26 protein-coding genes and 1 tRNA gene are annotated in these 25,006 nt (G+C 67.5%); 23 read left to right on the plus strand and 4 right to left on the minus strand.

Going from position 1 to position 25,006, the window contains the following annotated elements; all coding sequences use genetic code 11:
• Nucleotides 1–4 precede the first annotated feature (4 nt).
• Nucleotides 5–1,849 (minus strand): hypothetical protein, encoded by a 1,845-nt coding sequence (locus tag CWOE_RS10005; RefSeq protein WP_012933485.1) that lies wholly within the window; start codon nt 1,847–1,849, stop codon nt 5–7.
• Nucleotides 1,850–2,003: 154 nt separating this feature from the next.
• Here CWOE_RS10005 and CWOE_RS10010 point away from each other — a divergent pair.
• From CWOE_RS10010 to CWOE_RS10025, 4 genes are all read left to right on the plus strand, one after another.
• Nucleotides 2,004–2,076 (plus strand) — tRNA-His (locus tag CWOE_RS10010).
• A 353-nt stretch (nt 2,077–2,429) separates the two neighbouring features.
• The gene (locus tag CWOE_RS10015; RefSeq protein ID WP_012933486.1) at nt 2,430–2,711 is read left to right on the plus strand and encodes a helix-turn-helix transcriptional regulator; all 282 of its coding nucleotides are present in this window, start codon (nt 2,430–2,432) and stop codon (nt 2,709–2,711) included.
• Nucleotides 2,705–2,935, plus strand: coding sequence for a ribbon-helix-helix protein, CopG family (locus CWOE_RS10020; RefSeq protein ID WP_012933487.1), 231 nt, complete (start codon nt 2,705–2,707; stop codon nt 2,933–2,935). Before CWOE_RS10015 ends, CWOE_RS10020 begins: the two co-directional genes overlap by 7 nt.
• Before the next feature lie 313 nt (nt 2,936–3,248).
• Nucleotides 3,249–4,577: a tyrosine-type recombinase/integrase gene (locus CWOE_RS10025; protein ID WP_012933488.1), complete on the plus strand. Its 1,329-nt coding sequence runs from the start codon at nt 3,249–3,251 to the stop codon at nt 4,575–4,577.
• Between the two features lie 279 nt (nt 4,578–4,856).
• Here the strand turns inward: CWOE_RS10025 and CWOE_RS10030 are convergent, their stop codons facing one another.
• Both CWOE_RS10030 and CWOE_RS10035 read right to left on the minus strand, forming a co-directional pair.
• Nucleotides 4,857–6,089: a HEPN domain-containing protein gene (locus CWOE_RS10030; RefSeq protein ID WP_012933489.1), complete on the minus strand. Its 1,233-nt coding sequence runs from the start codon at nt 6,087–6,089 to the stop codon at nt 4,857–4,859.
• Between the two features lie 142 nt (nt 6,090–6,231).
• Nucleotides 6,232–7,551 (minus strand): hypothetical protein, encoded by a 1,320-nt coding sequence (locus CWOE_RS10035; protein ID WP_012933490.1) that lies wholly within the window; start codon nt 7,549–7,551, stop codon nt 6,232–6,234.
• A 342-nt stretch (nt 7,552–7,893) separates the two neighbouring features.
• Between CWOE_RS10035 and CWOE_RS31965 the strand changes: the two genes are divergently transcribed.
• The 13 genes from CWOE_RS31965 to CWOE_RS33430 all read left to right on the plus strand — a co-directional run bounded on the left by CWOE_RS31965 (nt 7,894) and on the right by CWOE_RS33430 (nt 17,740).
• On the plus strand, nt 7,894–8,448 hold the full coding sequence (locus tag CWOE_RS31965) for a DUF4365 domain-containing protein (RefSeq protein WP_012933491.1): 555 nt from the start codon (nt 7,894–7,896) through the stop codon (nt 8,446–8,448).
• Nucleotides 8,445–9,569 carry a hypothetical protein gene (locus CWOE_RS32720; RefSeq protein WP_012933492.1) on the plus strand — a complete coding sequence of 375 codons (1,125 nt, stop codon included), beginning with the start codon at nt 8,445–8,447 and terminating at the stop codon, nt 9,567–9,569. Before CWOE_RS31965 ends, CWOE_RS32720 begins: the two co-directional genes overlap by 4 nt.
• A gap of 81 nt (nt 9,570–9,650) precedes the next feature.
• Nucleotides 9,651–9,848, plus strand: a complete 198-nt coding sequence (locus CWOE_RS10045) for a hypothetical protein (protein WP_041730339.1) — start codon at nt 9,651–9,653, stop codon at nt 9,846–9,848.
• A gap of 593 nt (nt 9,849–10,441) precedes the next feature.
• Nucleotides 10,442–10,723: a helix-turn-helix transcriptional regulator gene (locus tag CWOE_RS10050; RefSeq protein ID WP_012933493.1), complete on the plus strand. Its 282-nt coding sequence runs from the start codon at nt 10,442–10,444 to the stop codon at nt 10,721–10,723.
• Entirely contained in the window at nt 10,717–10,953 is a 237-nt protein-coding gene (locus CWOE_RS10055; protein WP_012933494.1) for a ribbon-helix-helix protein, CopG family, read from the plus strand. The genes CWOE_RS10050 and CWOE_RS10055 overlap by 7 nt, the downstream gene beginning before the upstream one ends.
• Nucleotides 10,954–11,245: 292 nt before the next feature.
• The gene (locus CWOE_RS10060) at nt 11,246–12,604 is read left to right on the plus strand and encodes a tyrosine-type recombinase/integrase (RefSeq protein WP_012933495.1); all 1,359 of its coding nucleotides are present in this window, start codon (nt 11,246–11,248) and stop codon (nt 12,602–12,604) included.
• 14 nt (nt 12,605–12,618) lie between these two features.
• Complete coding sequence (locus tag CWOE_RS10065; protein WP_081425312.1) at nt 12,619–13,683, plus strand: ParA family protein; 1,065 nt, start codon at nt 12,619–12,621, stop codon at nt 13,681–13,683.
• 4 nt (nt 13,684–13,687) lie between these two features.
• Nucleotides 13,688–14,560, plus strand: a complete 873-nt coding sequence (locus CWOE_RS31970; RefSeq protein WP_012933497.1) for an SIR2 family NAD-dependent protein deacylase — start codon at nt 13,688–13,690, stop codon at nt 14,558–14,560.
• Nucleotides 14,561–14,919: 359 nt separating this feature from the next.
• A complete protein-coding gene (locus CWOE_RS31975; RefSeq protein ID WP_160165496.1) occupies nt 14,920–15,171 on the plus strand; it encodes a helix-turn-helix domain-containing protein in 252 nt (83 codons plus the stop codon).
• Nucleotides 15,172–15,174: 3 nt separating this feature from the next.
• Nucleotides 15,175–15,567, plus strand: a complete 393-nt coding sequence (locus tag CWOE_RS10075; RefSeq protein WP_041730342.1) for a type II toxin-antitoxin system VapC family toxin — start codon at nt 15,175–15,177, stop codon at nt 15,565–15,567.
• A 102-nt stretch (nt 15,568–15,669) separates the two neighbouring features.
• Complete coding sequence (locus CWOE_RS10080) at nt 15,670–15,867, plus strand: hypothetical protein (protein ID WP_012933499.1); 198 nt, start codon at nt 15,670–15,672, stop codon at nt 15,865–15,867.
• Between the two features lie 931 nt (nt 15,868–16,798).
• Nucleotides 16,799–17,554: a GntR family transcriptional regulator gene (locus CWOE_RS10085; protein WP_012933500.1), complete on the plus strand. Its 756-nt coding sequence runs from the start codon at nt 16,799–16,801 to the stop codon at nt 17,552–17,554.
• Between the two features lie 27 nt (nt 17,555–17,581).
• Nucleotides 17,582–17,740 carry a hypothetical protein gene (locus CWOE_RS33430; protein WP_160165497.1) on the plus strand — a complete coding sequence of 53 codons (159 nt, stop codon included), beginning with the start codon at nt 17,582–17,584 and terminating at the stop codon, nt 17,738–17,740.
• On the opposite strand, the gene CWOE_RS32725 is transcribed toward CWOE_RS33430, so the two are convergent.
• The gene (locus tag CWOE_RS32725; protein WP_201447178.1) at nt 17,737–17,886 is read right to left on the minus strand and encodes a hypothetical protein; all 150 of its coding nucleotides are present in this window, start codon (nt 17,884–17,886) and stop codon (nt 17,737–17,739) included. The two genes, CWOE_RS33430 and CWOE_RS32725, sit on opposite strands and share 4 nt — an antisense overlap.
• 249 nt (nt 17,887–18,135) lie before the next feature.
• Between CWOE_RS32725 and CWOE_RS10095 the strand changes: the two genes are divergently transcribed.
• The 6 genes from CWOE_RS10095 to CWOE_RS10120 all read left to right on the plus strand — a co-directional run bounded on the left by CWOE_RS10095 (nt 18,136) and on the right by CWOE_RS10120 (nt 24,966).
• Nucleotides 18,136–19,029, plus strand: a complete 894-nt coding sequence (locus CWOE_RS10095) for an alpha/beta fold hydrolase (RefSeq protein WP_012933503.1) — start codon at nt 18,136–18,138, stop codon at nt 19,027–19,029.
• Between the two features lie 67 nt (nt 19,030–19,096).
• Nucleotides 19,097–20,449: an amidase family protein gene (locus tag CWOE_RS10100; protein WP_236262289.1), complete on the plus strand. Its 1,353-nt coding sequence runs from the start codon at nt 19,097–19,099 to the stop codon at nt 20,447–20,449.
• On the plus strand, nt 20,446–21,549 hold the full coding sequence (locus CWOE_RS10105) for a sugar ABC transporter substrate-binding protein (protein ID WP_041730345.1): 1,104 nt from the start codon (nt 20,446–20,448) through the stop codon (nt 21,547–21,549). The genes CWOE_RS10100 and CWOE_RS10105 overlap by 4 nt, the downstream gene beginning before the upstream one ends.
• A 63-nt stretch (nt 21,550–21,612) precedes the next feature.
• Nucleotides 21,613–23,118 (plus strand): sugar ABC transporter ATP-binding protein, encoded by a 1,506-nt coding sequence (locus CWOE_RS10110; protein WP_012933506.1) that lies wholly within the window; start codon nt 21,613–21,615, stop codon nt 23,116–23,118.
• 112 nt (nt 23,119–23,230) lie between these two features.
• Nucleotides 23,231–24,205 carry an ABC transporter permease gene (locus CWOE_RS10115; protein WP_236262265.1) on the plus strand — a complete coding sequence of 325 codons (975 nt, stop codon included), beginning with the start codon at nt 23,231–23,233 and terminating at the stop codon, nt 24,203–24,205.
• Nucleotides 24,202–24,966: an aspartate/glutamate racemase family protein gene (locus CWOE_RS10120; RefSeq protein WP_041730346.1), complete on the plus strand. Its 765-nt coding sequence runs from the start codon at nt 24,202–24,204 to the stop codon at nt 24,964–24,966. The genes CWOE_RS10115 and CWOE_RS10120 overlap by 4 nt, the downstream gene beginning before the upstream one ends.
• The last annotated feature ends 40 nt before the right edge of the window (nt 24,967–25,006 follow it).

Here is a 25,006-nt window from a genome sequence, read left to right on the forward strand (position 1 = left end):
GGCGTCAGCCTACCGGGACCTCCTGCGTCGTCACCGTCACCTCGGCGAGCGTCTGCGCGAGGCCGGGCTGGCCGCAGAACGGCTGCGCGGCGCGGATCGTCTCGCTGCCCCCGGTCGCGGGGACGACGACGATCCAGGACATCTCGTACGGCCGCTCGGGGGCTGAGAAGGCGACGCTGATCGTGCCGTCGTCGTTGCGCTGGGCGCCGACGGCGGCTCTGCCGGCGAAGTCGCGCGTTCTGAGCATGTCCATGCCGCAGCTGTTCTCCGGGGTGCCGTCCCACTCGGTGCCGTTGTAGGTGCCGCTGCCGTCGACGTGGACGCCGACGCTGCTCGGGTCGCCGAGGAGCACCTCGCCGCTGCCGCGCATGCTCGTCTCGACGATGCCGGTGCCCATGTTCTTGTGGAATCTGACGGCGACGTTGACCTTGAGCCGTCTCAGCTCCTCGGGCGGGACCTCGTGGGCGAAGGCGGGCGGGCGGCCGGCGGTGCTCGTCAGCTCGGCGGCGACGCAGCCGGGCGTCGGCGGCAGCGGACCCCACGCGCGGGCGGCGTCGACGACGGTCAGGCGCGTGCGCGGGCCGGTGGTGGTGGAGGCGGTCAGGACGCCGCAGGTGCTGGTCGGCGTCCAGCGCGCGTCGGCGGCGACGGCGCCGTCGGCGGCGAGGGCGGTGAGGTTCCAGTCGACGCGGCCGCCCTTGGTGACGTGGGCGGGGGCGTGGTCAAACGTCGTTCTCGCGCAGGAGCGCTGCTCGAACCAGCGCTCGTCACCCTTGCGCAACTCGTCGCTCGCGTGCTCGACGACGGCGGCCGTCTCGGCGACGAGCAGCCCGAGCATTCTCATGTCGGCGCTCTCGATCCGTCTGCCCTTCGGGCCGCGGAAGTCGAGCGCGTCGTAGGCGTCTTCGCCGGTCGCGCCGACCGGGAGCCCTCTTCTGCGCAGGACGGTGCGGTACACACGCGTCGCGTTGCGTCTGAGGACCTTGCCGGTCGCGGCGATCTCGACGCCCGAGCGGACCTCCGTGACGCCGAGCACGTCGACGTCGAACCGCTCGGCTCTCGCGCCGACGCCGACGTAACCGTGCCAGCGTCCCTCGACGCGGGTCGTGACCTTGAACCAGGTGCGCTTGCCGTGGCTTGCGGTCGCCTGACCGGCGACGGTGAAGGCGTCGTGGCGGGTGGGGACGTCGCCCCCGGCGGCCGGGCAGCTCGGGGTCGGCTGCCCCTCGCCGTAGCCGAAGGTGATGCCGGCGCCGCTTCTGTCGCGCGTCTCCGCCTCGAAGTGCTTGGAGTCGTCGGCGTCGACCCGTTGTCTGCCCTCGACGGTCACCTCGATCCCGTCGTCCTGGCGGAATCTCGCGGCGTATCTGCCGTCCGGGCTCTCGCTGCGCGACAGCACCTCGCCGAAGGTGGGGTCGGTCTCGGCTTTGTGGGCGCGTGGGGGCGGTGTCGCTGTCTTGGCGGTCGCTATCTTGGCGGCGGTCGCGCGGGTGGCGGTCGCGCGGGTGGCGCTCCTCGCAGTGGTGCCGAACGGCGACTCGTTCGCGCGGGCGCGCGCGGTCAGCAGCGCGAGCGTGCGCTGCGCCGAGCGCCGCGCGCGCGCGCTCGGGCGCGTGGACCCTCTCGGGGCTCTGGGCGAGAGCGCGGCGCCGGCCTTCAGCAGCGCGGACGGGGTCGGCTGCGCTCTCGGGACGCATGCGGTCAGCTTGCGCTTCGTTCTGAGCGCGACCGTGCCCTTCGGGCAGCGGGGCGATCTCGTGCCCGCGGCGGGCGTTCTGGCGCCCGCGGCGGGCGGGCCGGCGAGGAGCAGCGCCGCGCTGAGCGCGGCGGCGACGGGGAGCGAGCGCATCCGGCCGACGATAGGCCCGCGCGCCCGTCCGGAACGTGGGCCGAACGGCCCGATGCCCTCTGACCTTTGTCGGAGGCCGCCCCGCTCGCCGGGGCCGGCGAGCGGCCGCGCCGACAGCGCTCGCCGCTCGCTGGTAGATTCCAGGGTCCCCGTGGTGGGCGTAGCTCAGTTGGTAGAGCTCCTGGTTGTGGTCCAGGCGGTCGCGGGTTCAAGTCCCGTCGCTCACCCCTCAAGAAGCCCCTGCTAACGCGGGGGTTTCTGCGTTTCTGGGGCGCGTTGACGCCGGGTGCGCGGAGGGCTGTTTCAGGCACTAGTGCCTTTATTTCGGCGGATTGGGTCGGATCACCGTGGATTGCGCCCGATTCGACTGGCTGACGGCGGGCGCCAGAGCTACCGTCGTCGTCCGTCCATAGGTGGCCCCGGCGGCGCTGGAACGCCCCGGGGCCTGGCACCGAAGGTGTAGGCCCTCGGCGCACCGTCGATTCTCGCGCACTCGTCGTGAGCGCGCCGGGGTTCGCCTGCTTCGCGCGTCGCTGATGGCCGCCGCCGGCTCGGTGCCGTCGACCGTGTAGGAGGCGACATGCCCCGCCGCACCCAGCCGGCCCGTCCGCCGCTCGGTCCCGAGTACGTGACGCTCGGCCGCGCCGTCCGCGAGATCCGCGCCCGCCGTTCATTGACCCAGGAGGGATTGGGCCGCGAGAGCGCATTGCACCGCAACTACGTCGGCGCGATCGAGCGCGGCGAGATCAACCCGACATTCCGCATCCTCCGCAAGCTGGCGGCGGGTCTGAACGTGGAGTTGTCCGAGCTGTTCGCCCTGTTCGAACGCCGCTGCTCCGATGCCGAGGCCGACCGATGCTGACCACCACGGTCCGCCTCGACCGCGACCTCATGGCCAAGGTCGCCCTCCACGCCCGCCGCCTCGACATCGCCAAGGCGGCCCTGATCCGTGACGCGACGTTCGCGTACGTCGTCGCCATCGAGACGAACGAGCGGGTCGTTCGCGAGCACGTCACCGACGTGCTCGCCGACCACAGCGCCAGGCTGGATCGGATCGAGCAGTACCTGCGCCGGGGAAGGCGGTGATTTTGATGCCGAGATCCACGCTTGAGCGGGTTCGCGCTCCAGGTCGTGCTTCGGTTCGTCCTCCAGTTCGCGCTCTGGTTCGCTCTCCGGTTCGCACCCGCGCTCAGCACGACCCCACGAGATCCCCGCCGCCATCGGCGATCTCACGCGGTGCCCGTCCGGCGACATCTCTTCTCAGAGGTGTAACTCCATCGACGGCACGGCCAGTCGGACGCTCTCCGCTCGGCGCGGCCTGCCCAGTCGGTGCTGCCGCCGCCTCCGGGACGGTTGGCCGCTTCGCCGCTCCCTCGCACCCGATCGGACGGTGGTCGGTGTGAGCCGCAGCCGCAACGGCCACGTGGTCGAGCGCGAGTGGAAGTCCGGCCGCGGCTACGCCCTGCGCTTCCTCGCCAACGGCAGACGCCAGTACGTGACGCTCGGTCTGGAGCGCGACGGCTGGGATCGTGCCAGAGCCGAGGACGAGCTGCTGAACGTCCTGGCCGACGTCCGGCGCGGCATCTGGATCCCGCCGGCCCGTGGCACTGCCACAAGCGCCGCGCACGGCAGCGACCGGTCAGCCGAACCGGGCGCCGAGGTCGCAGCAGTCCCGACGTTCCACGAGTTCGCCACCGACTGGCTCGCCCGCCGCGAGGGCGAGGTCGCCCCGCGCACGGTCGAGTACGAACGCTGGGCACTGACCCACCACCTGCTCCCGCACTTCCCCCACACGCGCCTGGACGCGATCGACATCGCCGCCGTGGACGACTACCGCCGCGCCAAGGTCGCCGAATCCGACCGCCGCCGCACGGCGATCGAAGCGGGCAGACCGCTCCGTGCCGGCCCAGACCGCACCGCACCGATCCAGCGCCCGCTCTCCCCAGCGTCGATCAACAAGACGATCGACGTCCTGCAAGCGATCCTTGCGCTGGCGCTGGAGTACCGCCACATCGCCGAGAACCCCGCCACAGGCCGACGCCGACGCCTCAAGGCCATAATGCCCCGTCCGGTCCATCTCGACGGCGCAGATCAAATCCAGGCGCTGCTCGACGCGGCCGCCGCCCTCAATCAAGACCCGCGCTACCGGATGCGCGACCGCCACGCGATCATTGCCACGCTCCTGTTCGCCGGCCTCCGCGCCCACGAGCTGTGCCAACTCCTCTGGCGCGACATCGACCTCACCAACGGCCGACTCCACGTCGGCCGCTCCAAGACCCAGGCAGGCCTGCGCGAGATCGATCTCCTCCCGATCCTGCGCGGGACGCTCGCCGAGCATCGAGCCGTCAGCGATCACACCGACCCCAACGACCTCGCCTTCCCGACCGGCACCGGCGGCCCCCGGGAAAAGGACAACCTCCGCAACCGCGTCCTCGAACCCCTCCTCGCCCCGACCGATCAGCTCTTGGCCGCCCGCGGCCACCCGCCGTTGCCGAGAGGCGTCCGACCCCACAAGCTCCGCCACACCTTCGCCTCGATCCTTGTGGCCTGCGGCACCGACCCCGCCTCCGTCATGACCCAACTCGGCCACAACGACCCCCACTTCACCCTCCGCACTTACACGCACATGATGCGACGACGCCCTGCGGAGCGCGATGGGCTCAAGGCACTTGTCTACAGAGAAGCCCTCATCGAAGGCGCATCGCTGCATGCTCTCCATGTTCGGTGACTGGTCATGCGACCCGCGCGAGTCCATCGCATCGAGGTATCGCGTCCTCCGACAGCCTTCGCTGTTTGACGGGCCGATCGTCCCGTCGATGCCGCCACGGGTCGCTCTGGCACCAACCAGCCTCGTGAGAGACGACCTCCTTGGGCAATGGACCAGTCATCGCTGTGGCGGACATCCAGCAGGGCTGGGGCCGTCGGATGCATCAATGCTCGACGGGTACAGGAACAATCGCGTGCCGCCGACGGGACGGGTTAGCTGCGACAGCGCGTTGCGTTCGTATCAAGACAGCGGCCATCGGCTGTAGTAGGTGTTCAGCACCTTCTCGATCTCGCCAGTGGAGAATCGCAGTTCGCGCAGCAGGCACGCCTGCATGAGCGCTGACGCACGGCGGGTAGACAGCACCACGTTGGCCTCAATCTCATCGACGGTCGGCCCGTTTGGCTGGGTTCCCAGATGCGCGAAATAGCGTCGCGAGGCTCCGATGAGGCGAAGAGCCTCATCGGTACACCCAGTTGCTGTTTGTGACACGCCAGCGAATTGACGCAGGAGACGGACCTGGTTACGCCCGTGGCGCTCTTTAGCGTACGCCTCCATCGCGGTGTAGAGCGTCAAGAAACGTGCAGGCGAGTAGGACGTTCCGTGGTTGATGTGATCAGCGAAAAGGCCCAGCGCAGGACGCAGCTTCTCGTCGAGCGTCCACCACATATCGATAGCGGACGCGTAGTCACTGAGGTCTTCGGCATGAAAAAGGTAACCCCCGATCAGCTCCCATTCCCGTGGCAGCACCGTCCGCCCCTGTCGCCAGATTTCGACGCGCCGATTGCGCTCAGGGTCGACGAGTATCTCCCTCCCAATGCAGTCGGGTCGGTCAGACGCGAAGCTCATGAGGTTCAGCAGGGGGCTAGCAAATCGTCGCCAGCCGTCAGCGAGCGTGATGGGCTGCTCCGGGTTGACGACGAGGTCCTGCCACGTGGCGATGGACCAGTCGGCGGCGTACGCAACCGAGTAGTGGCTCTCGCCACCGAAGGTCATCCGCGCCCCTCGGACCTTGACATCGTCGAGCGATGGTGGCTGCCACTCGACGCGGACATGCTTGGGGCGGACCTTTGGCGCGGGACGCGAGTATGTCAACCCCGTGTCGCGCCGCCACTCACTCAAGTTGGCGGTCGAGTAGATGGCCTGCGGCCAGCACGTGCCATGATCCATGTGTTCGCCGAGAGCGAGCGTCGAAGACTGCAGAGCGATAACCTGCGTGGCCATTGTCGTTCGCTTAACCCACGTGTGCAGAAGCGAGACTTGGACGCCTTGGCGCAACCAACCGTGGACCACGAACTGAGGGGCACCCATTTCCGGCCAACCAGTGGTGTCGCCGATCAACTCCAGTTCTGCGCCGCGCTCAAACGACCAGTTCAGGACTCCAGGCACTTTGGCTTCCATCTCACGCGGTTTGAAGTAGCCGGGCAGCGCCCGTCCTTCGCGGAGCGTCGCGAGCGTCTTTCTCCAGATCGTCATGGCATCGGAAGCCTCTGATGCAGGAGCAGCGTGTCGTCCGACAGGGTCATGCCGCATCTAGAGTCGCATCCAGCGCGGGAGCAGTCGGAAGCAGCGGCGGGGGGCCGCGCGGCGACGACCTCGTGACGGTTGCCATCGATCATCAGCGCGGGTCCGTTGGAGCCTCGAACATCGACGAGTAGGGCTCCAGCCAGCTGGCTCCGTAGACTTGTTCGACGAGCCCGAGGTATTCAGGCGTCGCTGATGCCTCGAGTTCCTCAAGCCACGCCAACAACTTGTCTCGTGAGTCCGTTGAGAAGACGGCTGCATCGTAGTCGAGGACAGCGCGGTCTGTCGCGAACCCCAGGAGGCGATGGCAGCGATTGTCAATGAGCATCGCGTCGCAGTAGGGCAGAAGCGTTGAGACGGTCGTTATGTCGGTCCACATGCCGCGGTCTGGTCTCGGAGCCTGGTTCACCGAGGCCTCAACCGCCATCGCCGCGAACATGGCGCAGCTGATCCGGAGGAACGGCGCTTCCTTGATCTGATCGGAGGCAAAAAACTCTCTGATCTTCGGCAATTGCGTGTCCTCGATAATGCCGCGCTTGCGAAGTGCGGCCTTGAACGACATAACCATGATCTCTGCATCGTTGGTCGCTGCTGCGAGATCGGGGTCGAATGGCGCAAGGCCGTTCATCATCTGCCCAACCTCCACCACGCGTTGACAGTAGTTCCGCCACTGCTGCGGACCGTATGCCGAAAGCTCCTGTTCGAAGTAGCGCTCAAACCCGAGCCGGCCGCCTCTAGCCCACGTATCGACGCATGTGGCCAGCCGGGTGTGGGTCCGGTCGCGAACCATCCGCAGATCATCGGCGAGCCCATCCTCACATCCCAGGCGTGCTTGTACGGAGATCCGATCCAGCCAGCCGTTCACAACTCCGTGGGTGACATCGTGCACCGTCAGCGGACCGTGTGGGTGTTCCTCGCCCTGCCAAGTGAGGAACTGCCGGTAGGCCTGCTCCCGCCGGATCGTGCCTGGATCCTCAAACGACACATCGCCCGAAAGGTGCTCATACATGCGTCGCAGCTCCTGAAAGAAGCGCGTGGGGAGTGATTCTTCCCAGTGAGCGGTCGACGAGGGGCACACCAGGAGCTGCAGCTTCACCAGTCTGTCGAGGCGCACGAAAAGATCGAGCCAAAACTCGGCCCGCCCTCCAGCACGGGAGTGCATGCGCAGGCGCTCGCGCGGATGGAGCACCTTCATCAGGTTGCTGACTGCAAACTGATCGAGATAGAGGACCTTCTTCTCGACCGCCGGCAACAGAAAGCGTTGGTCTCTCATACATCTGCGGCACCGACGCACGTAGCCCGTGCCGCTGATCATCAGCACCCCGAACTCACCGGCTGCCTGGCACAACGGACAGTCGACATACGGCGGGCTGATAAACGCCCGTGGATCAAAGGTGAAGGACTTCCCGTCCATGATCTGAGTCTAGTGGCAAGATGTGTGACCAAGCCACCGAGAAGCGTACAGATGGCTCCCGCCGACCTAGGGAGGACGTCGGGCGGCGGGCAGAAGTCGTCGGCTCCTAGACGCCTCCGAGTGACGGGTTTCCGAGCGTCCAACGCCCCGGAAGCTAGGTCGAGCAGCGGGTGCCATCAAGCTTGGCGCCCACCCAAATCAGGGTGATGCGATAGTCCTGGTTGCGACGATCGGCCGAACCGCGTCCCGGGGGCTCTGCACATTCTAGAATCGCCGCATGCGACGGGACATCACATGCGATCCCCAGAGCGCCGCGCCGACAGGGTGCGCGAGGCACTGAGGATGGCGGGACCATACGCCCCAACTGGATTTCGGGCAGAGATTATCCCTCAGACAGCGGGCTTTCCCGGCCTCCAGGCGTTGCAGAACAACTTTCGCGAGTGGTACTCGTGGGCCGTCGTTGCCTCGATCGCGGGAGCCGCTGGCCTCTATTGTCACGTGCCTGCGATCGATGGCAACAAGACGGACGTTCGTATTGAGACTGTTAGCACGTGGAACGGAAAACAACGGTCTATCCGCCTTCAACTCAAAGCTTCGTCGAGTCTCGGGACGGCAACCGATAACGGCATTGACTACGTCACGAAATCGTTCGAGCGTGAGTACTACGACGCCATGCAAGAGCCAGCCACCATCCCGCTGTTTCTGGTGTTGATAGCGCTCCCACCACTCACAGCACCGTGGACGCGAGTGCGACAGGGCATTCACGCGATGCACTCCGCCGCGTGGTGGGGTGCAGTGACGGATCCGTCGAACGAGATGGCCAATCAGACTGTTCGGATTCCAGCGAGCCAGCGCCTTGACCTTACAGGCCTCCAGGCGATGTTGCTGCAGGCATGACCGCACTCAATGTGTCACCCGAGGCGATCCGCCATGAGCTCCGCCGCCTCGGATTCGAGGAGCACGAGACCGAGGGCAGGGCTGGCGTTACCTGGATCCATCCTGAGAACGTGGAGGGACCCGCTGTTCTTGTCCCGCGAGAGAACGACCGCGATCTGCGAGGGTACGACGAGACTCTCGCCTCGGCGGTTCAGCGGCTCTCGTGGATTACGGAACAACCGTTCGACATTGTCGTCCGGCAACTGGCAGGTCGAGCTAATCGCCTTGAGCTTCGCATTGTGCATGAACTGACAGCGCGCCACTCTCTCCGGGCGCTCGACGCCCCGAAGGTCGTGAAGGGGTTCGTCGATCTCATTAAGAATGGGGCCAGGACGCATTTCACGGGTGCTCGGGTTGATCACCGTGGCTGGGGTGGAGCTGACTACGATGCGGCGCTTGAGGGTATCGAGTTGCTTGCCCCCGCGCCCGGCAGCTTTCGGCTGATCGCTGTGTCGGTGGAACTGCCTCAGCTCGCTCTTCCCAGTGGGAATGCGCCGATCAAGTCTCGCGATGCTCTGGCGGCTACTCTCACGACCCTTGCGGCGTTGAGTCAAGAAGAACGATCTGTCGAAGATCTCGGGGAAGTGGATGTCGAGGCGCTCGTTGATGCAGGCGTCTCAAGACAGCTTCTTGGCGCTGTAGAGGAGCTGGCGATCACTGACACATCTGGATTGCAACTGGAATTCAGTGGGTCGTGGGATCCGACGCTCGTTCCTCCGGACGTGCCGAGAGATCCAATTGTGCTCGGCGACGCAGAGATCGGCTTTGCGCGGGCACTGAAGCCTCTCCTCAGACCCTATGAGCCAACTGATGAATACAAGCTGACGGGCTGGGTTGAGACGACGAAAGCGGAAGGCCTCTCGTTCGAGGGCTTCCCTTCCGGGATGGTCGTTGTGCGAGAGAAGGTTGCTGGGCGAGTTCGCGACATCGTGGTTCAGCTGGGTAGCGACGACTTTCCGGCAGTTCAGGCGGGCGTCTCGGAAGTCCGGATGCGTGGAACGCTCGAACGAGTCGCAGGTCGCTGGCGCCTTGCGGATCCTCGTGACGTCGTCATATCTAGAGCAACCCCGCCGGCCGCCTAAACCCTTCGCCGGCTGCCACTCCGATCGACCTACAACATGTCTGGTGTAGAGATTGGGTAGCGGGCGTGAGACCGTACGACGATGGAGGTCAGTCGCGTGAGCATGACGGGCGATCTCGTCGGTGCCTACGTCGTGGAAGAACGGTGGGCTGATGGGCGTTTGGTGCTGCGTCCGGATCTGCGCGTTGAGACGATTCTCGCTCGACATAGCGAGAAGGAGTTGACGCGGGACGAGTTCGACCGGCGGTTTGGGCGCCTTCCCACTGACGACGAAGGCTGACCGCCCGGTGGCAGCGCCAGCGTGGGCTGCGTTTAGGCACTCACGCCCGGTGAGTGGCTGAATCCCGCAGAATCGCCCCGGATCGACGGCAATCCGCGGGATATCGCAGGGGAAAGCGGTCTCGCAGTGGACGCAAGAACTCCCTGCAAATCGTCGCTTTCCGCGATCCAGGGAGCGCCGGAGAGCGCCTTATTGTGGTCCAGGCGGTCGCGGGTTCAAGTCCCGTCGCTCACCCCTCAAGAAGCCCCTGCTAGCGCGGGGGTTTCTTCGTTTCTGGGGTCGGTCGGAATCGCCCGACATCCGCGCGCATACAGCCACTAGTGGCTTTATTTCGGTGGATCGGCGTGGATCGTCGGGGATTGCGCCCGATTCGGCTGGCTTGTGGGCCGCTTCAGAGCTACGGTCGTCGGGCTGTTTTCCAATAGGTGGCCCCGGCGGTGCTGAAGACACCCCGGGGCCTGGCACCGAAGGTGTAGGCCCTCGGCGCGCGGTCGATTCTCGCGCACTCGTCGTGAGCGCGCCGGGGTTCTGGTTGCGCGCACGTCGTTGAGGCCCGTCGCCGGCTCGGTGCCGTCGACCGTGTAGGAGGCGACATGCCACGCCGCACCAAGCCGGCCCGCCCGCCGCTCGGCCCCGAGTACGTGACGCTCGGCGGCGCCGTCCGAGAGGTCCGCGCCCGCCGCTCTCTGACGCAAGAGGGCCTGGGCCGCGAGAGCGCCTTGCACCGCAACTACGTCGGCGCGATCGAGCGCGGCGAGATCAACCCCACGTTCCGGATCCTGCGCAAGCTCGCCACGGGCTTGCATCTCCCGCTGTCTGAGCTGGTCGCCCTGTTCGAGGCGCGCTGGGACGAATGGGAGGCCGACCGATGCTGACCACGACCGTCCGCCTCGACCGCGACCTCATGGCCAAGGTCACCCTCCACGCCCGCCGCCTCGACATCGCCAAAGCGGCGTTGATCCGCGATGCCACGTTCGCGTACGTCGTCGCCATCGAGACGAACGAGCGGGTCGTGCGGGAGCACGTGACGGACGTGCTGGCCGACCACGGCGCCCGGCTCGACCGGATCGAGCATTTCCTGCGCCGGGGAAGGCGGTCATCGTGATGGCGAGATCCACGCCTGAGCGGGGTTCGCGCAGCGGTCGCGCTCTGGTTCGTCCGCCAGTTCGCGCAGCGGTTCGTTCTACGGTTCGCGCTTCGGTTCGCTCTGCCCGTCCGGGTGAGGTGACGAGATCCCCGACGCCATCGGCGATCCCGGGCACTACGCGCTCGACGACATCTCTTCTCAGAGGGGTAACTCCAACAACTCCGCCAGGCGCGAGCCGTCCGCTCGTCCAATCCCGCCCGCTGCCGGCACAGCGCGCCGCCGCGTTCGCGGCTCCACGGAGGTGGTTCCGATGAGCCGCAGCCGCAACGGCCAGGTAATCGAGCGTCGCTGGAAGAGCGGTCGCGGCTACGCGCTGCGTTTCCTGGTCGACGGTAGACGCCAGTACCTCACGCTCGGCCTGGAGCACGACGGCTGGACGCGCGCGAGAGCCGAGGAGGAGCTGCTGAACGTCATGGCCGACGTGCGCCGCGGCATCTGGATCCCGCCAGCCCGTGGCGGCGCTTCCAGCGCCGCGAACGGCAAAGACCGGTCAGCCGAACCGGGCGCCGAGGTCGCAGCGCTCCCGACGTTCCACGAGTTCGCCACCGACTGGCTCGCCCGCCGCGAGGGCGAGGTTGCCCCGCGCACGGTCGAGTACGAACGCTGGGCGCTGACCCACCACTTGCTCCCGCACTTCGCCCACACCCTCCTGGACGCGATCGACATCGCCACCGTAGACGACTATCGCCGTGCGAAGGTCGCCGAGTCCGACCGTCGCCGCACGGCGATCGAAGTCGGTAGACCGCTCCGCGCAGGCAGAGGCCGTAGCGCACCGACCCTGCGCCCGCTGTCCCCTGGATCGATCAACAAGACGATCGACGTCCTGCAAGCGGTGCTCGCCCTGGCACGGGAGTACGGCCACATCGCCGACAACCCCGCCACCGGCCGCCGCCGGCGCCTGAAGGCCTCAAAGCCCCGTCCGGTCCACTTGGACGCCGCAGAACCGATCCAGGCGCTGCTGGACGCCGCCGCCACCCTCGACGCCGACACGCGCCACCGCATGCGCGACCGCCACGCGATCATCGCCACGCTCCTGTTCGCCGGCCTGCGCGCCCACGAGCTGTGCCAGCTCCGCTGGCGCGACATCGACCTCACCAACGCCCGGCTCCAAGTCAGCCGCTCCAAGACCGACGCCGGCCGCCGCACCATCGAACTCCTCCCGATCCTCAGAGCGACGCTCACGGCTCACAAGCGGCGCAGCCGCGCCACTGACCCTGACGACCTCGTCTTCCCGACCGGCACGGGCGGTCAGCGTGAGAAGGACAACCTCCGCAACCGCGTCCTCCAGCCGACCATCCCTGTCGCCGACCGTCTCCTCGCCGAGCGCGACCATCCGCCGCTCCCACGCGGCCTGACGCCCCACAAGCTCCGCCACACCTACGCCTCGATCCTCGTCGCCTGCGGCACCGACCCCGCCACCGTCATGGCCCAGCTCGGCCACACCGACCCCCACTTCACGCTCCGGGCGTACGCCCATGTGATGCGGCGTGTTCCAGCAGAACGAGCGCGGCTCGACGTGCTTGTCGCCCGGAGGTCCCAGCACACTGGCATGGGCACGTCGGGATCGAGCGGACAATCGTATGGCGAAGGCGAGAGCACGATTGGATAGCCTTTCGTCCGTCTATGGTCGCCGCCAGAAGCGGCACACCTCCGAAGGAGTTCTGGGTGGCAGCTTCAGTTGCGTTCTTCAACAACAAGGGCGGAGTTGGCAAAACAACGCTCGCGTGCAACTACGCTGCCTACGAAGCCAGCCAGGGCAACGAAGTGTTGATTGTCGACCTGGATCCGCAGTGCAACAGCACACAGCTGGTTCTCGATGACGACCAATGGGACGAGATCTACGAGGACCGGAGAACTTCCGAGCCCAAGACCGTTATGGGCCTCCTCCGTCATTTTCGTGGGGGGGAAGCGAGGCTCGACATGGGCGCATGGAATCCGATCAAAGGGGAGCGTTTTGATGTCGATGTGCTTCCTGGCCATCCCTCACTGTCAATCTTGGAGGATCTGCTCAGCGAGGCGTGGAGCGGCCTCAAGGCCGGTGGGGCAGCGGGGGCGCGCAGATCATTGTGGCTCCGAGCGCTGCGAGAGGAGATTGAGAGAAAGTACGATCTGATCGTAATCGATGCCAGCCCAAGTCTCGGTGCAATCAACCGCAGCGCGCTGGTGGGAAGCGATACGTTCGTAACACCGATGGCACCAGACTTGTTCAGCCTCTATGCGCTGGAGAACATCACAGGTTGGTTTGAGCGATGGATTAAGGAGTACGACGGTGGTCGGGTCGGAGCGCAGGAGGAGCTCGAGGCAATCGGATACGAGCTGAAGATTCCTGATCCCTTGCCGATCCAACACGGATTCGTCGGATACACGGTCCAGCAGTACGTCAGTCGGTCGAGCGGTGGTGAAGTACGGCAAACGGAGGCGTACGAGCAGCACCGTCGAGAAATTCCCAAGCGCGCGAGATCCCTTAGCAGACTGTCACGCCTTGATGGCAGCCCGGATCTTGGCACGGTACCGAATATGTTCTCGATGATCCCGCTCGCTCAGAGTTGCCACTCACCTATCGCAGGTTTGCAGAAAGAAGATGGGCTTCGGGGCGCTCAGATCAGCCAGCAGCAGCGCTACGTCGACCAGCTTCAGGAAGTATTTGGCAACATTGCCACGCGCGTTGCCGAGGCAGTTGCGGATTAGCGCGATGTCCGGAGTCGCATGGCCTCCGACGTTGGTCGAGCGGGTCGCCGCCAACCAGTGGGTGCTGTTCATTGGCAGCGGCGTCTCGGCGTCTTGCACCAGCGCGAGCGGGCATCAGCCGCCTACATGGCAAGGGCTCCTCACAGAGCTGGCAGACCTTATCGCTAGTGATGAAGACCAAGCGGTGGCAAAGAAGCTCATTGCGAATCGCGAGTTCCTTCCCGCCGCTGATCATATTCGTTACGCGCTTGATGCCGAGTCAAACCTGTCAGGTTACTGGAAGACAATTCGCCAAGCCGTGGACGGTCCAACCGGCAACCGGTTCGAACCATCAAGATTGTTCCAAGCGCTCTTGGACTTGGAGCCGAAGGTCGTATTCACAACAAATTACGACAAGCTCTTCGAGGTGGCTTCGAAAAGCGGGTTCGCGGCCCATTCGTACACCTCCGAGGACTTGGGACATGACATTCGTCTCGGAGAGCCGGTGCTTGTCAAGCTGCACGGATCGACCGACCAGATCAAAGACATCGTCCTCACGCGCACCGATTACGCTCAACTCATGCGGAGGGGGCGTGAGGTGTATGAGACTCTGCGAGCGCTCAGCCTGACATCTACGATCCTGTTCGTTGGGTACTCGCTCGACGACCCCGACGTGCAACTCGTTCTTCAGGCAGTCGGCCGCACCGGGATGAGTCCCGAGGCTCACTTCATGCTGGCGGCGGAGCCTGAGAGCGGTGCTCGGATCCCGGTTTTCAAAGAGAGCTATGGGGTCTCCGTCCTGACGTATCCCGCTGGACAGCACGAGAAAGCAGAAGAAGCGCTGCGCGAACTTGGCGACCTTGCACTTGGACTCCGGGCCGGTCCGCTTGCGCCTTGAGACGGGAGTCTTTCGCGTGGTCGAGGACGCCGCCAGGCGCGGCGAGGACAAGCCCGACCGCCTCCTCGCCGAACCCGACCACCCGCAGCTGCCGCAGACATCACGCCCCACGAGCTCCGCTACACGTACGCTGCGGCACCGACCCGGCCACCGTCATGACCCATCTCGGCCACACCGACCCCGATTTCACTGCGTGCTGAGACCGATGATCACGCGGCCGTGCTGATCGATATCGCCGCCGACCTGCGCTACCAGCCCGGTTCTCCGATGCGCCTCGCCGTGTTGCGACCTATCGCAACCTTGTGTAGACCCGGCGTTGTCGCCGACGAGGCGCCGTCGCCCCGGCTACCATCGGACGCGTGCTGACGATTGCCGAGACAGCCTCGCGGGTTGGGCGTAGCCCGGACACGGTTCGTCGCTGGATTCGTGAGGGGCGGTTGCCTGCGCAGCGGCGGGGTGGTCGGCAGGTGATCGATGATCGTGATGTGCGGGCGATCGAGGACGAGATCCATCCGATGGCGCAACTTCCCGAGGAGTGGCGGGTCGGCGATGATGGGTCGCAGGCGCCGAACTGGGTCGCGGCGCTGCATCGGTCGCGTTCCGGGCACTGAGCGGTGCTGGTAGTCGACGCGTCGGTTGCCGTCGCGGCAAGTCATAGCCCGGTCGGGCTGGCACGCTTCGGCTCCCGCAAGCTCGTCGCGCCGCATCTGATGCGTGCGGAGGCGGCTTCGGTGCTGCACGAGATGGTCTGGCGCAAGGAGATCGACAAGGCGCGCGGTCGGGTGTTGCTTGGGCGGTTGCTGGACAGCCCGATCGAGTTGATGGCGCCAGACGAGCTGACCGGCGAGGCCTGGCAGGTGGCCGACGAACTCGGTTGGGCCAAGGTCTACGACGCCCACTACGTTGCGCTCGCCCGCCTGCTGGGCTGCAAACTGGTGACGATCGACAAACGGCTGCTCCGTGGCGTCGCCCGGCTCGGGATCGCCGTCCGACCCGACGAGGTTTGACGCGGCGGCTGCTCCTCAAAGTCTGTTTGCACAACCGGCTCGACGTGTCTGACACCACATGTGCGGTAGAGATTCGGTGGGTCAGCGTGCGACCCTGGGGTCATGGATCAGGCTCATGTGAAGCTGTCCGGCGATCTGTCGGGTGACTACGTGGTGGAGGAACAGCGGGCGGACGGGCGTCTGGTGCTGCGGCCCGACCTCAGCGTCGAAGCGATCCTTGCGCGCTACGGAGAGCGTGAGCTGGTACCGGACGAGTTCGACCGGCGCTTCGGCCATCTGCCTGCTGACGACAAGGGCTGACCGTCGGTGGCGGCTTGGGCCTGAAGGCCGAGCTGACGCCGGCAACGAGAGGCGTCGCACGCGCCTGCACGCCCAGCGCTCGCGCGCCCACCCCGCGCGATCTGCTGCTTCCTGATTGGGCGCGCCTGTCGTGCGAACGGCAAGGCGTCGTTCGGCACTCAGGCCCCGCGAGTGGCTGAATCCCGCGGAATCGGCCGCAATCCACGCCAATCCGCCGAGGGCCGGTGCGCAACCGGGCGCCGCGTCTGCCGTAAGAAATCCCTGCAAATCAAACGATTTTGCACCCCGCACCGTCGCCAGAGCCGGCCTTATTGTGGTCCAGGCGGTCGCGGGTTCAAGTCCCGTCGCTCACCCCTCAGAAAGCCCCGCAAACGCGGGGTTTTCGTCTTTCCGCACCTCCTCGTAGCGGGTCAGAGGGCGGACAACGAGGGCGGCCGTTTGCCGTCTTGCCGGGAGTTTGGGGCCGGGGCGGGTGCGCTTGGCCCCAAAATCGCGCTCTCCCAACGGAGGCGGAATCCGCCGGGGTGGGTCGGTCCACATCTGCGAGGTGGTTCCGCATGGCGGCCGATTCCGCACCCACTCCCGACCTGATCCTCGTCGAGGCCGTCGCGCGACGTGTCCTCGAGCTGCTGCAGGCGCAAGCAATCCGGCTCCGCGTCGGACGACCTGATGACGGTCGCGGAGATCGCCGCGAGGTACCGCGTACGGCCCAGCTGGGTCTACGCCCATCAGCGCGCCCAAGCAGTCGGGGGTTCGAATCTCTCGCTCACCCTTCGGCGAGATCAGGGCCCGTGTTCCGGTTCGCCTCGTCAGCACGATGTGTTACGGTCGCCACCAGATTTGATCATAAAAATGTGCCTGACGATGGTGCGGGCCTCGCCGAGTCTGGTGGCGCTGTCTGTCGGGCCACCGTTAGGACCGAGGTATCACGATGACGACGTTCGACGCCGCCAGCCCGGATCGGGACGGCTCCGAGGCGGCCAAGCCGAAGACGCGCACCGAGGAGGCGTTCCGCACCCTCCGACAGCAGATCCTGAGCGGTGAGCTGCCGCCAGGTTCGCGCCTGCCGATCCAAGAGACCGCGGATGCGCTCGGAATGAGCCCGATGCCCGTCCGCGAGGCCATGCGTGAGCTGGATGCGGCGGGGCTGGTGGACAACGTGCCTCACCGCGGCGCGACCGTGACGCGGATATCCATCGGCGACCTCCGCGAGGTCTACGACCTGCGGCTGGCGCTCGAGACGTTGGCGGTACGGCGCGCGGCGGAGCGCTTCTCTGACGAAGACGCGATCGCCGGACATCGGGCACTCCGGGAGCTCAACGCGCGCGCGCACGAGGAGCAGTCCGTCCGCCTCGCCTGGCACACCGCCTTTCACTTCGCGCTGTACGAGGCGTCGGGCTCTGTCCGGCTGCCCCGCCTCATCCGGCCGTTGTGGGAGGCGAGCGGGCGGTACCGCTTCGCGGCCCCGCTCTCCGGGCGCCTGGAAATGCGCGAGGGAGAGCACGAGGCGATCCTGGACGCCTGTGTCGCTCACGAGCCTGACCGCGCTCATGCGTTGCTCCACAACCACCTGGGTCGCGCCGTGAACGCGCTTGCCGAGACGATGGGGGCGCCGCCGCTCTTCGCACTCGCCGCGGTCCCGCGCCGACGGGGCCGGCAGCTGGTCGATCCGGATCTCGTCTCGTAGCGTGTGATCGGCGGCGAGGAGCCGAACGTGGCCGACCTCCAGCTCGCCTCCAGCCTGCGGATGCTGTCGACCTTCGCCGACGCGCGCCGCCTGCTCGACGGCCGCCCGGCCGACGCGCTCGCCCGCCGCGTCTTCCCGGAGTACGACGGCGAGATGTCTGCCGGGACCTACGCGCTCGCGGCCTAGAGCAACGGCGCGCCCGCTCTGCGGACCGCGTCTCTCTGGCCGTCCGGCAGCGCCGCGAGCGCGTCCGCGAGCCGCACGCCGTCCGGCAACGTCAGGCCGGGCTCCAACTCCAGCAGCGGGGCGAGCACGAAGCGGCGGCTCGTCACCTCGCGGTGCGGCAGCGCGAGAGGGCGCGCCGGTGCACCGCTTGGGACGGTGTCCGCGAGCCGCGCGCAGATCGAATCCTTATAGATGTGATGACAAAATGGATTTATTCGATCAAATCTGCCAGACTTTGATCTCATCAACGTCAGGCCCCGCGGCCACCTGGTCGTGGCCGCCGCCGGAGGGCATCCATTGCGTCACATCACGAAACGGATCCTCAGCTGTTCCTCGTCGCGGCCTCAGGCGTCGCGGTGACCGCTGTCGACCCCGTCACGGGGCCCTCGCGTCATCTCGACGCCATCGGTCGAACCGTCGATGTCGGCGGCGTGCGCCTGTGGTGCGCGGAGGAGGGCGAGGGTCCGCCGCTGCTCCTGCTCGCCGGGTTCACCGCCGGACACAACGTGTACGAACTTGTCTGGCCGTTGCTGCGCGCGCAGCACCGCGTCATCACGATGGAGCCGCGCGGTCTCGGGCTCTCGGACTGTCCGGATCCGGCCGACAGCGCGTACGGCGTGGACATGTGGGCGACGGATCTCGCCAGCTTCATCGACGAGTACGTCGGCGAACCTGTGCGGATCTGGGCGCAAGGGTTCAGCACGTACCTCGCCATCCGCCTCGCCGCAGTCCGACCGGACCTCGTGACGGCGATGGTGACGTACACCGACGTGTGGGCGCAGGATCCGGCCAAGGACTATGCGTCGATCTGGAAGGTCTACCGCACCATCGTCGAGAACTTCGGGACGACCGGTGCGGGGTCGCGCATGCTGGCCATGCTGTTCGACGTTCCGTCGCCGCCCTGGTTCTACCCGTGGGAGCAGGTCAACGTCGAGCGGATCCTGCATCCCGAGACCGTGGCGGCGACCGTCGGTCACTGCCTCACGGAGGCCGACGTTCGAGCCGACCTCGCCGCGGTCGGCGCGCCGGTCATGGTGCTGCAGGGCGACGGGGACTGGAGCGACGACACCGGCACCGAAGATCGCTCGCTCGCGCTCATGCAGGCCCAGCTGCCGCACTGCGAGGTCTGCGTGCTCCCCGACGTGCACCCCGGGTACGTGCTGATCCAGAGCCCGCGAGAGTGCGTTCGGGCCGTGACCGAGTTCTTCGAGCGGACGGAGCGCGTCACGCCCGAGGGTCTCCGTGTCTGACCGGCCCGTGGCGGTCGCGGGCCCGCTCGGGGCGGTAGGCGCCGCGCTGGCCCACGGACGCTCGCCGGTGGAGATCTGCGAGGGAGCTCTCGCGCGTGCCCGCCGGCCGGAGATCCGCGACGCCTTCATCGCGCTCACGCCGCGCCGCGCGCGGTCCGAGGCGGCCGCGAGCGCGACCCGCCGGGCCGACGGCGCGGCTCGCGGCACCCTCGACGGCGTGCCGGTCGCGTGGAAGGACAACATCGATGTCGCGGGCGTGACGACGACCGCCGGCTCTCGCACCCGGCTCGTCCTGCCTCTGGCCGACGCGGACGCACCCGTCGTCCGCGCTCTTCGTGAGGCCGGCGCGACGTGCATCGGCAAGACGAACCTCAGCGAGTATGCGTTCTCGGGCCTCGGCGTCAACCGCGCCTTCGGCACGCCGCTCAACCCGCACGGCGGACCGGCCGACGATGCTCGCATCCCCGGTGGTTCCTCGTCCGGCGCTGCTGTGGCGGTGGCCGGCGGGGCCGTCCCGGTCGCGGTCGGGACCGACACCTCCGGCTCCGTGCGGGTCCCGGCATCGTTCTGCGGCGTCGTCGGATACTCGTCGACCGTCGCTCGGTACGACCGCTCCGGCGTCGTCCCGCTGTCGCCGACGCTCGACGGCATCGGTGTCATCGCCCACACCGTCCGCGACGCGACGATCGTGGCCGATGCGATGGACGGCAGGGCACGGCCCGTGCGGCGGGCTCCCGCTCCGCACGACGTCCGGATCGTCGTGCCGGAGGGCGAGCTCACCGATGAGGTGGACGACGCGGTCGGCGCGGCGTTCGCGATCGCGATCGACGCGCTGGCGGACGCCGGCGTGCTGGTCGTCCGCCGTACCGTCGCGGCGCTCTCGACGACGCAGCGCGAGCTCGACGAGCACGGCACGATCGTGGCCGCCGAGGCCGCACGGACGCTCGCTGATGTCCTGGACGGACCCGCGGCGGCCGACATCGACGCCCACGTGCGGCGCCGGGCGCTGCAGGGGCGTGCCGTCCTGGCGGACGGATACGAGCACCTCCTGGCCGGGCGTCCCGCGCTCCAGGCAGAGCTGGCTCACGATCTTCGGGGCTGGCTGGTCGCGTACCCCACGGTGCGGATGACGGCCCCCAAAGCGGCGGACCTGGACGACGACGCGACCTACGTCGCTGTGAACGCCCGTGTCCTGCGCAGCACGATGCTCGCCAGCCATCTCGACATGCCCGGGGTGAGCGTGCCGTGCGGGACGGACAAGGCCGGCCTTCCGGTCGGGCTCCTCCTCTCGGGGCCCGCCGGCGACGACGACCGGGTTCTGGGCGCCGCCCGGACGATCGAACACGTCCTGGCCACCAGTGGCCGGGACGGATGTCCCCAGCAGCAAGCAACCACGAGAGGCGAAGGGGAAGAGAGATGACACACAACGAACCGCACAACAGGCGCCGTGCACGGCGCGCGGGAGCCGTCGTGCTGACGGCCATGAGCGCGGCCCTGATCGCTGCTGGCTGCGGAAGCAGCGGCGACGACACGACGTCGACGACATCGACGGGCGTGTCGACGTCCGCCGGGATGTCCCCCACCGCGTCGGGCGGGATCACCGTCGGATACTCGGACCCGGTCGCATCGAACCCTGCTCAGCAGGCTGTGGCCCGCGGACAGGAGGAAGCGGCGAAGGAGTTCGGCTGGGACCTCGTGCACTTGGACGCGAACCTGTCCGCGTCCAAGCAGGTCTCGGACATCGACACGCTCATCTCGAAGAAGGTCGATGCGATCAACTCGTTCACCATCGATCAGGGTGCCGCCGATGCCGTCTATCAGCGCGCGAGCCAGGCGGGCATCCCCGTGATTGGACAGTCATCCAGGTCCAAGTACATCCAGTCGTCGGTCTGGAACCAGCAGAACTTCGACTGCAGCGTGGCCGCGAAGGCGGCGGCGTACATCAACGCGCGCACGCCCGGGGCGAAGACGCTGGTCATCGGCGGGCCGCCCGTCGGCGCGATCACGCAGTACGTGAATTGCTTCCAGGACGAGGCGGAGAAGGCCGGCCTGGACGTGCTCGAGAAGAAGGACAACACGACCGACACCGCCTCGGGCGGGCAGCCGATCGCGGCCGCGCTGATCAACAAGCACCCCGACGTGCAGGCGATCTGGTGTTACAACGACCCGAGCTGCCTCGGTGCCGGCAACGCCCTCAAGGCGGCGGGCAAGAAGATCTGGAAGCAGGGCGAGTCGGACTCCGGCGTCATCGTGATCGGCTCGAACGGGTCGACCGACGGGATCAGCGCCATCAAGAGCGGTTTGATGACGGTCTCCTACGACATCAACCCCGACAAGGTCGGCGCGTCGGTGATCGCGCTGCTGGCCAAGCACTTCGAGGATGGCGTGCCCGTGAAGGACCTGCCCAAGGACGTCGTGGTCCCGACCACGGAATGGGACGCTTCCAACGTCGGTGACTACGTCGATCCGATCAAGCGCTCGATCGACACCAAGACCGTCGACGTCGACGGCCAGGGCTGATCGCGTGCGGTGGCGTGTGAGGATGCCGAGCGACGCCGGACGTCGTCCGGTGGCAGGGCGACCATGAGCGTCCTCCGCGTCGCCGGCATCAGCAAGGCGTACCCGGGCGTCCAGGCGCTCCACGACGTCGCGTTCGCCGTCAACGCCGGCGAGGTCCATTGCCTCGCCGGCGAGAACGGCTCCGGCAAGTCGACGCTCGCGAAGGTGATGTACGGCGCCGTCCGCCCGGACGCCGGCACGCTGACGATCGGCGACGAGGCGGTCGTCTTGCACTCACCGGCGGATGCGCTCGTCCACGGCATCGTGCCCATCAGCCAGGAGCTGACGCTCGCGCCGACCCTGTCGGTGGCGGAGAACGTGATGATGGGCCGGCTGCCGCGCCGGCGGGGTCAGGTCGACTGGCCCGAGATGCGCCGTCGCGCGGCGGCGGCGCTGGGCGAGCTCGGCGTCGACATCCCGGTCGACCGGCGTGTCGACGAGTTGACGATCGAGCTCCAGCAGGAGGTCGAGATCGCCCGCGCGCTGACTGCGGAGCCGCGCGTGCTGATCCTGGACGAAGCCACGAGCGCGCTGGCGGAGCACGCCACGGATCGCCTCCTCGAGCACATCCGGACGTTGCGTGATCGGGGCGTGGCCATCGTGCTGATCTCCCATCGCATGCGGGAGCTGTACGCGGTCGGCGACCGCGTCACCGTGCTTCGCGACGGGCGGTTCGTGACCACGCTGCCGCTCCCGGAGACGTCGGAGGGGATCGTCGTCAATCGCATGGTCGGACGAGACCTTGACGACCTGTACGGGAAGCGGGAGATCGCCAAGCGCGACACCCGTCTCGAGGTGACATCGCTCACCACCCCCGAGGGCATCGTGCGCGACGTGTCGTTCGCCGTGCGAGCCGGAGAGATCCTGGGCATCGCGGGGGTGGTGGGCTCGGGGAAGATCGATCTCGCGCTCGCGCTGAGTGGCGCGATGGCGTACGAGGGCGACGTCCGTCTGGCCGGTGAGACCGTGCGGCTGACCTCGCCCCGGCGTGCCATCGAGCTGGGGATCCGCCTGGTGCCCGACGATCGCAAGCAGTTCGGGCTCCTGCCCACCCGGAACGCGACCGAGAACCTCACCGTCACGACCCTTGGCGCCGTCTCCCGCGCCGGGGTTCTGCAGCTCGGGGCCGAGCGTCGGCTCGCCTCCCGGATCTTCGGCCGGCTGCAGATCCGCGGTCTGGTGACGGGGCCGGTGACCCAGCTGTCGGGCGGAAACCAGCAGAAGGTGATCCTCGGGCGGTGCTTCGCGACATCGCCGCGGGTAGTCGTTCTGTGCGAGCCGACCCGAGGCGTCGACGTCGGTGCGAAGCGAGAGGTGTACGACCTCATCCAGGACCTGGCTGAGCAGGGGGTCGCCATCGTGATGGTGTCGTCCGAGATGCCCGAGCTGCTCAGCCTGTCGGACCGCGTCGTCGTGCTCAACGCCGGCCGGCTCGTGGCGGAGTTCAGCGCCGCCGACGTCACGGAGGAGCGCGTGATCGCGGCCGCGCTCGCCGACGAACCCACCCGCATGTCGCCGCATGAACACTGATCTCAAGGAGCGTCCGATGCCGATTGCCGACCCCGGCGCAGTGCCGTCACCGGCCACGCGCCGCCTTCCTCGTCTCTCGCTGGGGCGCTACACCGGGGCGGCGGTCGGGTTCGTGCTCGTCTTCGCCTTCCTGGCGGTCACCGAGCCCATCTTCCTGACCTGGGACAACTGGCAGAACATCATCCGCACCCAGTCCGCCACCCTGGCGATCGCGCTCGGCATGACCGTCGTCGTCATCTCGGGCGGCATCGACCTGTCGGCGGGCTCGATCGCCGCCGCCGCTGGCATGATGCTCGGCCTGACCGTGCAGGCGGGGTGGTCATGGCCGATGGGCGTCCTCGCCGCGATCGCGCTCGGCGTCGCGATGGGGGGCGTGAACGGCCTGCTCATCGGTCGCCTGCGCGTCCCGTTCTTCGTGGTGACGCTCGGCACGATGTCGGTGTACCAGAGCGAGGCGCTGCTCTCCTCGGGTGGGGACACCGTCTCGTTGTTCGAGACCGCGTCGTTCATGTCGCTGGCAGACCTGGTCAACGGCAACGTGGGGCCGATCCCCACCGTGGGCCTCATCGTGATGGCGATGGCGGTGGCGATGTCGCTGCTCCTGCGCCGCTCGACCTTCGGCCGCTCCGTCTTCGCGGTCGGCTCGAACGAGGACGCGGCGCGGCTCAACGGCCTGCGCGTGCCGCGCACCGTGCTGGGGGTCTACGTGATCTCCGGCGTCGCTGCGGCGATCGGCGGCATCGTGCTCACGGGCCGGCTCACGAGCGCGTCGCCGGTGGCGGATCCCAACCTCGTGCTCGCGGTCATCGCGGGCGTGCTCATCGGCGGCACGGCGTTCACCGGCGGCGACGGCGGGATCTTCGGCACCGTGCTCGGCGTCGCCTTCCTGGGAGTCATCCAGAACGGATTGCAGCTGAGCGACATCTCGTCCTTCTGGCAGGGAACCGTCAGCGGCCTCATCCTGATCGGCGCGGTCGGTCTGGGGGTGCTCGGTGGGCACCACCGCTTGCGCTCGACCCTCCAGCGGCTGCGGGACGGCGTCGTCCGAGAGCCCAGATCCGCCGGCGACCCGGCACAGGAGGCGTGACCGTGCGCATCAAGTACATCATCCCGTTCCCGTTCGGTCCGGAGGGCGTCGCGATGCGTGCCGCCGGCATCCCCAGAGGTGCGCTCGACTCGGACACGATCGTCGACTGCGTTGCCGTGCGGAACTCGTTCGACACGTCGTCACCGGACGCGGGGGCGAACGTCTATGACGCAATGCTCCTCGAGATGTACGTCGTCGAGGCGGGGCTGGCGGCCGAGGACGAGGGCTACGACGCCGTCGTCATCGACACGATGTCCGACTCCGGCCTGGACGTCCTGCGCTCGCGGCTCACGATTCCGGTGCTCGGACAGGGCACCGCTGCGGTGAGCACCGCGATCAGCATCGGGCGGCGGCTCGCGTTCCTGGTGTACGTGCCCGAGAACGCGTTCATCGTCGAGAAGGTCATCGCCTACCACGGCATCGGCGCTCGCTGCACGGTCCACGCTCTCGATCTGGTCCCGGACTTCGAGCGTCTGCTCGATGATGACTTCGAGACGCAGCTCGGTCGCTTCGAGGAGGTCGGACGGGCGGCGATCGCCGAAGCGCGCGCCGACACGATCGTCCTCGGCTCCGGAACGATGTACCAGGCGGCCGCACCGCTGCAGGCAAGGCTTGGCGTGCCGGTGATCGATCCGGCCTCGGTCACCTTGCGGCTGGCAGAGAGCCTCGTTCGGCTCGGCCTCAGCCACTCGAAGGTGTCGTATCCGTCGCCGCCCGTCATCCAGGACCACAAGTTCCGTTCGCTGGAAGGGGCGTCATGAGCCGTACGGTCGACATCAGCATCCTGCCGTTCACCCACGA

Source organism: Conexibacter woesei DSM 14684 (assembly GCF_000025265.1).
GTDB lineage: Bacteria > Actinomycetota > Thermoleophilia > Solirubrobacterales > Solirubrobacteraceae > Conexibacter > Conexibacter woesei.

Bases quoted from the DNA above. Each gene is read 5' to 3' on its own strand.
- CWOE_RS10065 (WP_081425312.1), top strand. From the start codon at position 12,619: ATGGTCGCCGCCAGAAGCGGCACACCTCCGAAGGAGTTCTGGGTGGCA.
- CWOE_RS10050 (WP_012933493.1), top strand. From the start codon at position 10,442: ATGCCACGCCGCACCAAGCCGGCCCGCCCGCCGCTCGGCCCCGAGTAC.
- CWOE_RS10035 (WP_012933490.1), bottom strand. From the start codon at position 7,551: ATGGACGGGAAGTCCTTCACCTTTGATCCACGGGCGTTTATCAGCCCG.
- CWOE_RS31970 (WP_012933497.1), top strand. From the start codon at position 13,688: ATGTCCGGAGTCGCATGGCCTCCGACGTTGGTCGAGCGGGTCGCCGCC.
- CWOE_RS10105 (WP_041730345.1), top strand. From the start codon at position 20,446: ATGACACACAACGAACCGCACAACAGGCGCCGTGCACGGCGCGCGGGA.
- CWOE_RS31965 (WP_012933491.1), top strand. From the start codon at position 7,894: ATGGCGGGACCATACGCCCCAACTGGATTTCGGGCAGAGATTATCCCT.
- CWOE_RS10045 (WP_041730339.1), top strand. From the start codon at position 9,651: ATGGAGGTCAGTCGCGTGAGCATGACGGGCGATCTCGTCGGTGCCTAC.
- CWOE_RS10080 (WP_012933499.1), top strand. From the start codon at position 15,670: ATGGATCAGGCTCATGTGAAGCTGTCCGGCGATCTGTCGGGTGACTAC.
- CWOE_RS10110 (WP_012933506.1), top strand. From the start codon at position 21,613: ATGAGCGTCCTCCGCGTCGCCGGCATCAGCAAGGCGTACCCGGGCGTC.
- CWOE_RS10030 (WP_012933489.1), bottom strand. From the start codon at position 6,089: ATGACGATCTGGAGAAAGACGCTCGCGACGCTCCGCGAAGGACGGGCG.
- CWOE_RS10020 (WP_012933487.1), top strand. From the start codon at position 2,705: ATGCTGACCACCACGGTCCGCCTCGACCGCGACCTCATGGCCAAGGTC.
- CWOE_RS10055 (WP_012933494.1), top strand. From the start codon at position 10,717: ATGCTGACCACGACCGTCCGCCTCGACCGCGACCTCATGGCCAAGGTC.
- CWOE_RS32720 (WP_012933492.1), top strand. From the start codon at position 8,445: ATGACCGCACTCAATGTGTCACCCGAGGCGATCCGCCATGAGCTCCGC.
- CWOE_RS10015 (WP_012933486.1), top strand. From the start codon at position 2,430: ATGCCCCGCCGCACCCAGCCGGCCCGTCCGCCGCTCGGTCCCGAGTAC.
- CWOE_RS10005 (WP_012933485.1), bottom strand. From the start codon at position 1,849: ATGCGCTCGCTCCCCGTCGCCGCCGCGCTCAGCGCGGCGCTGCTCCTC.
- CWOE_RS10085 (WP_012933500.1), top strand. From the start codon at position 16,799: ATGACGACGTTCGACGCCGCCAGCCCGGATCGGGACGGCTCCGAGGCG.
- CWOE_RS10060 (WP_012933495.1), top strand. From the start codon at position 11,246: ATGAGCCGCAGCCGCAACGGCCAGGTAATCGAGCGTCGCTGGAAGAGC.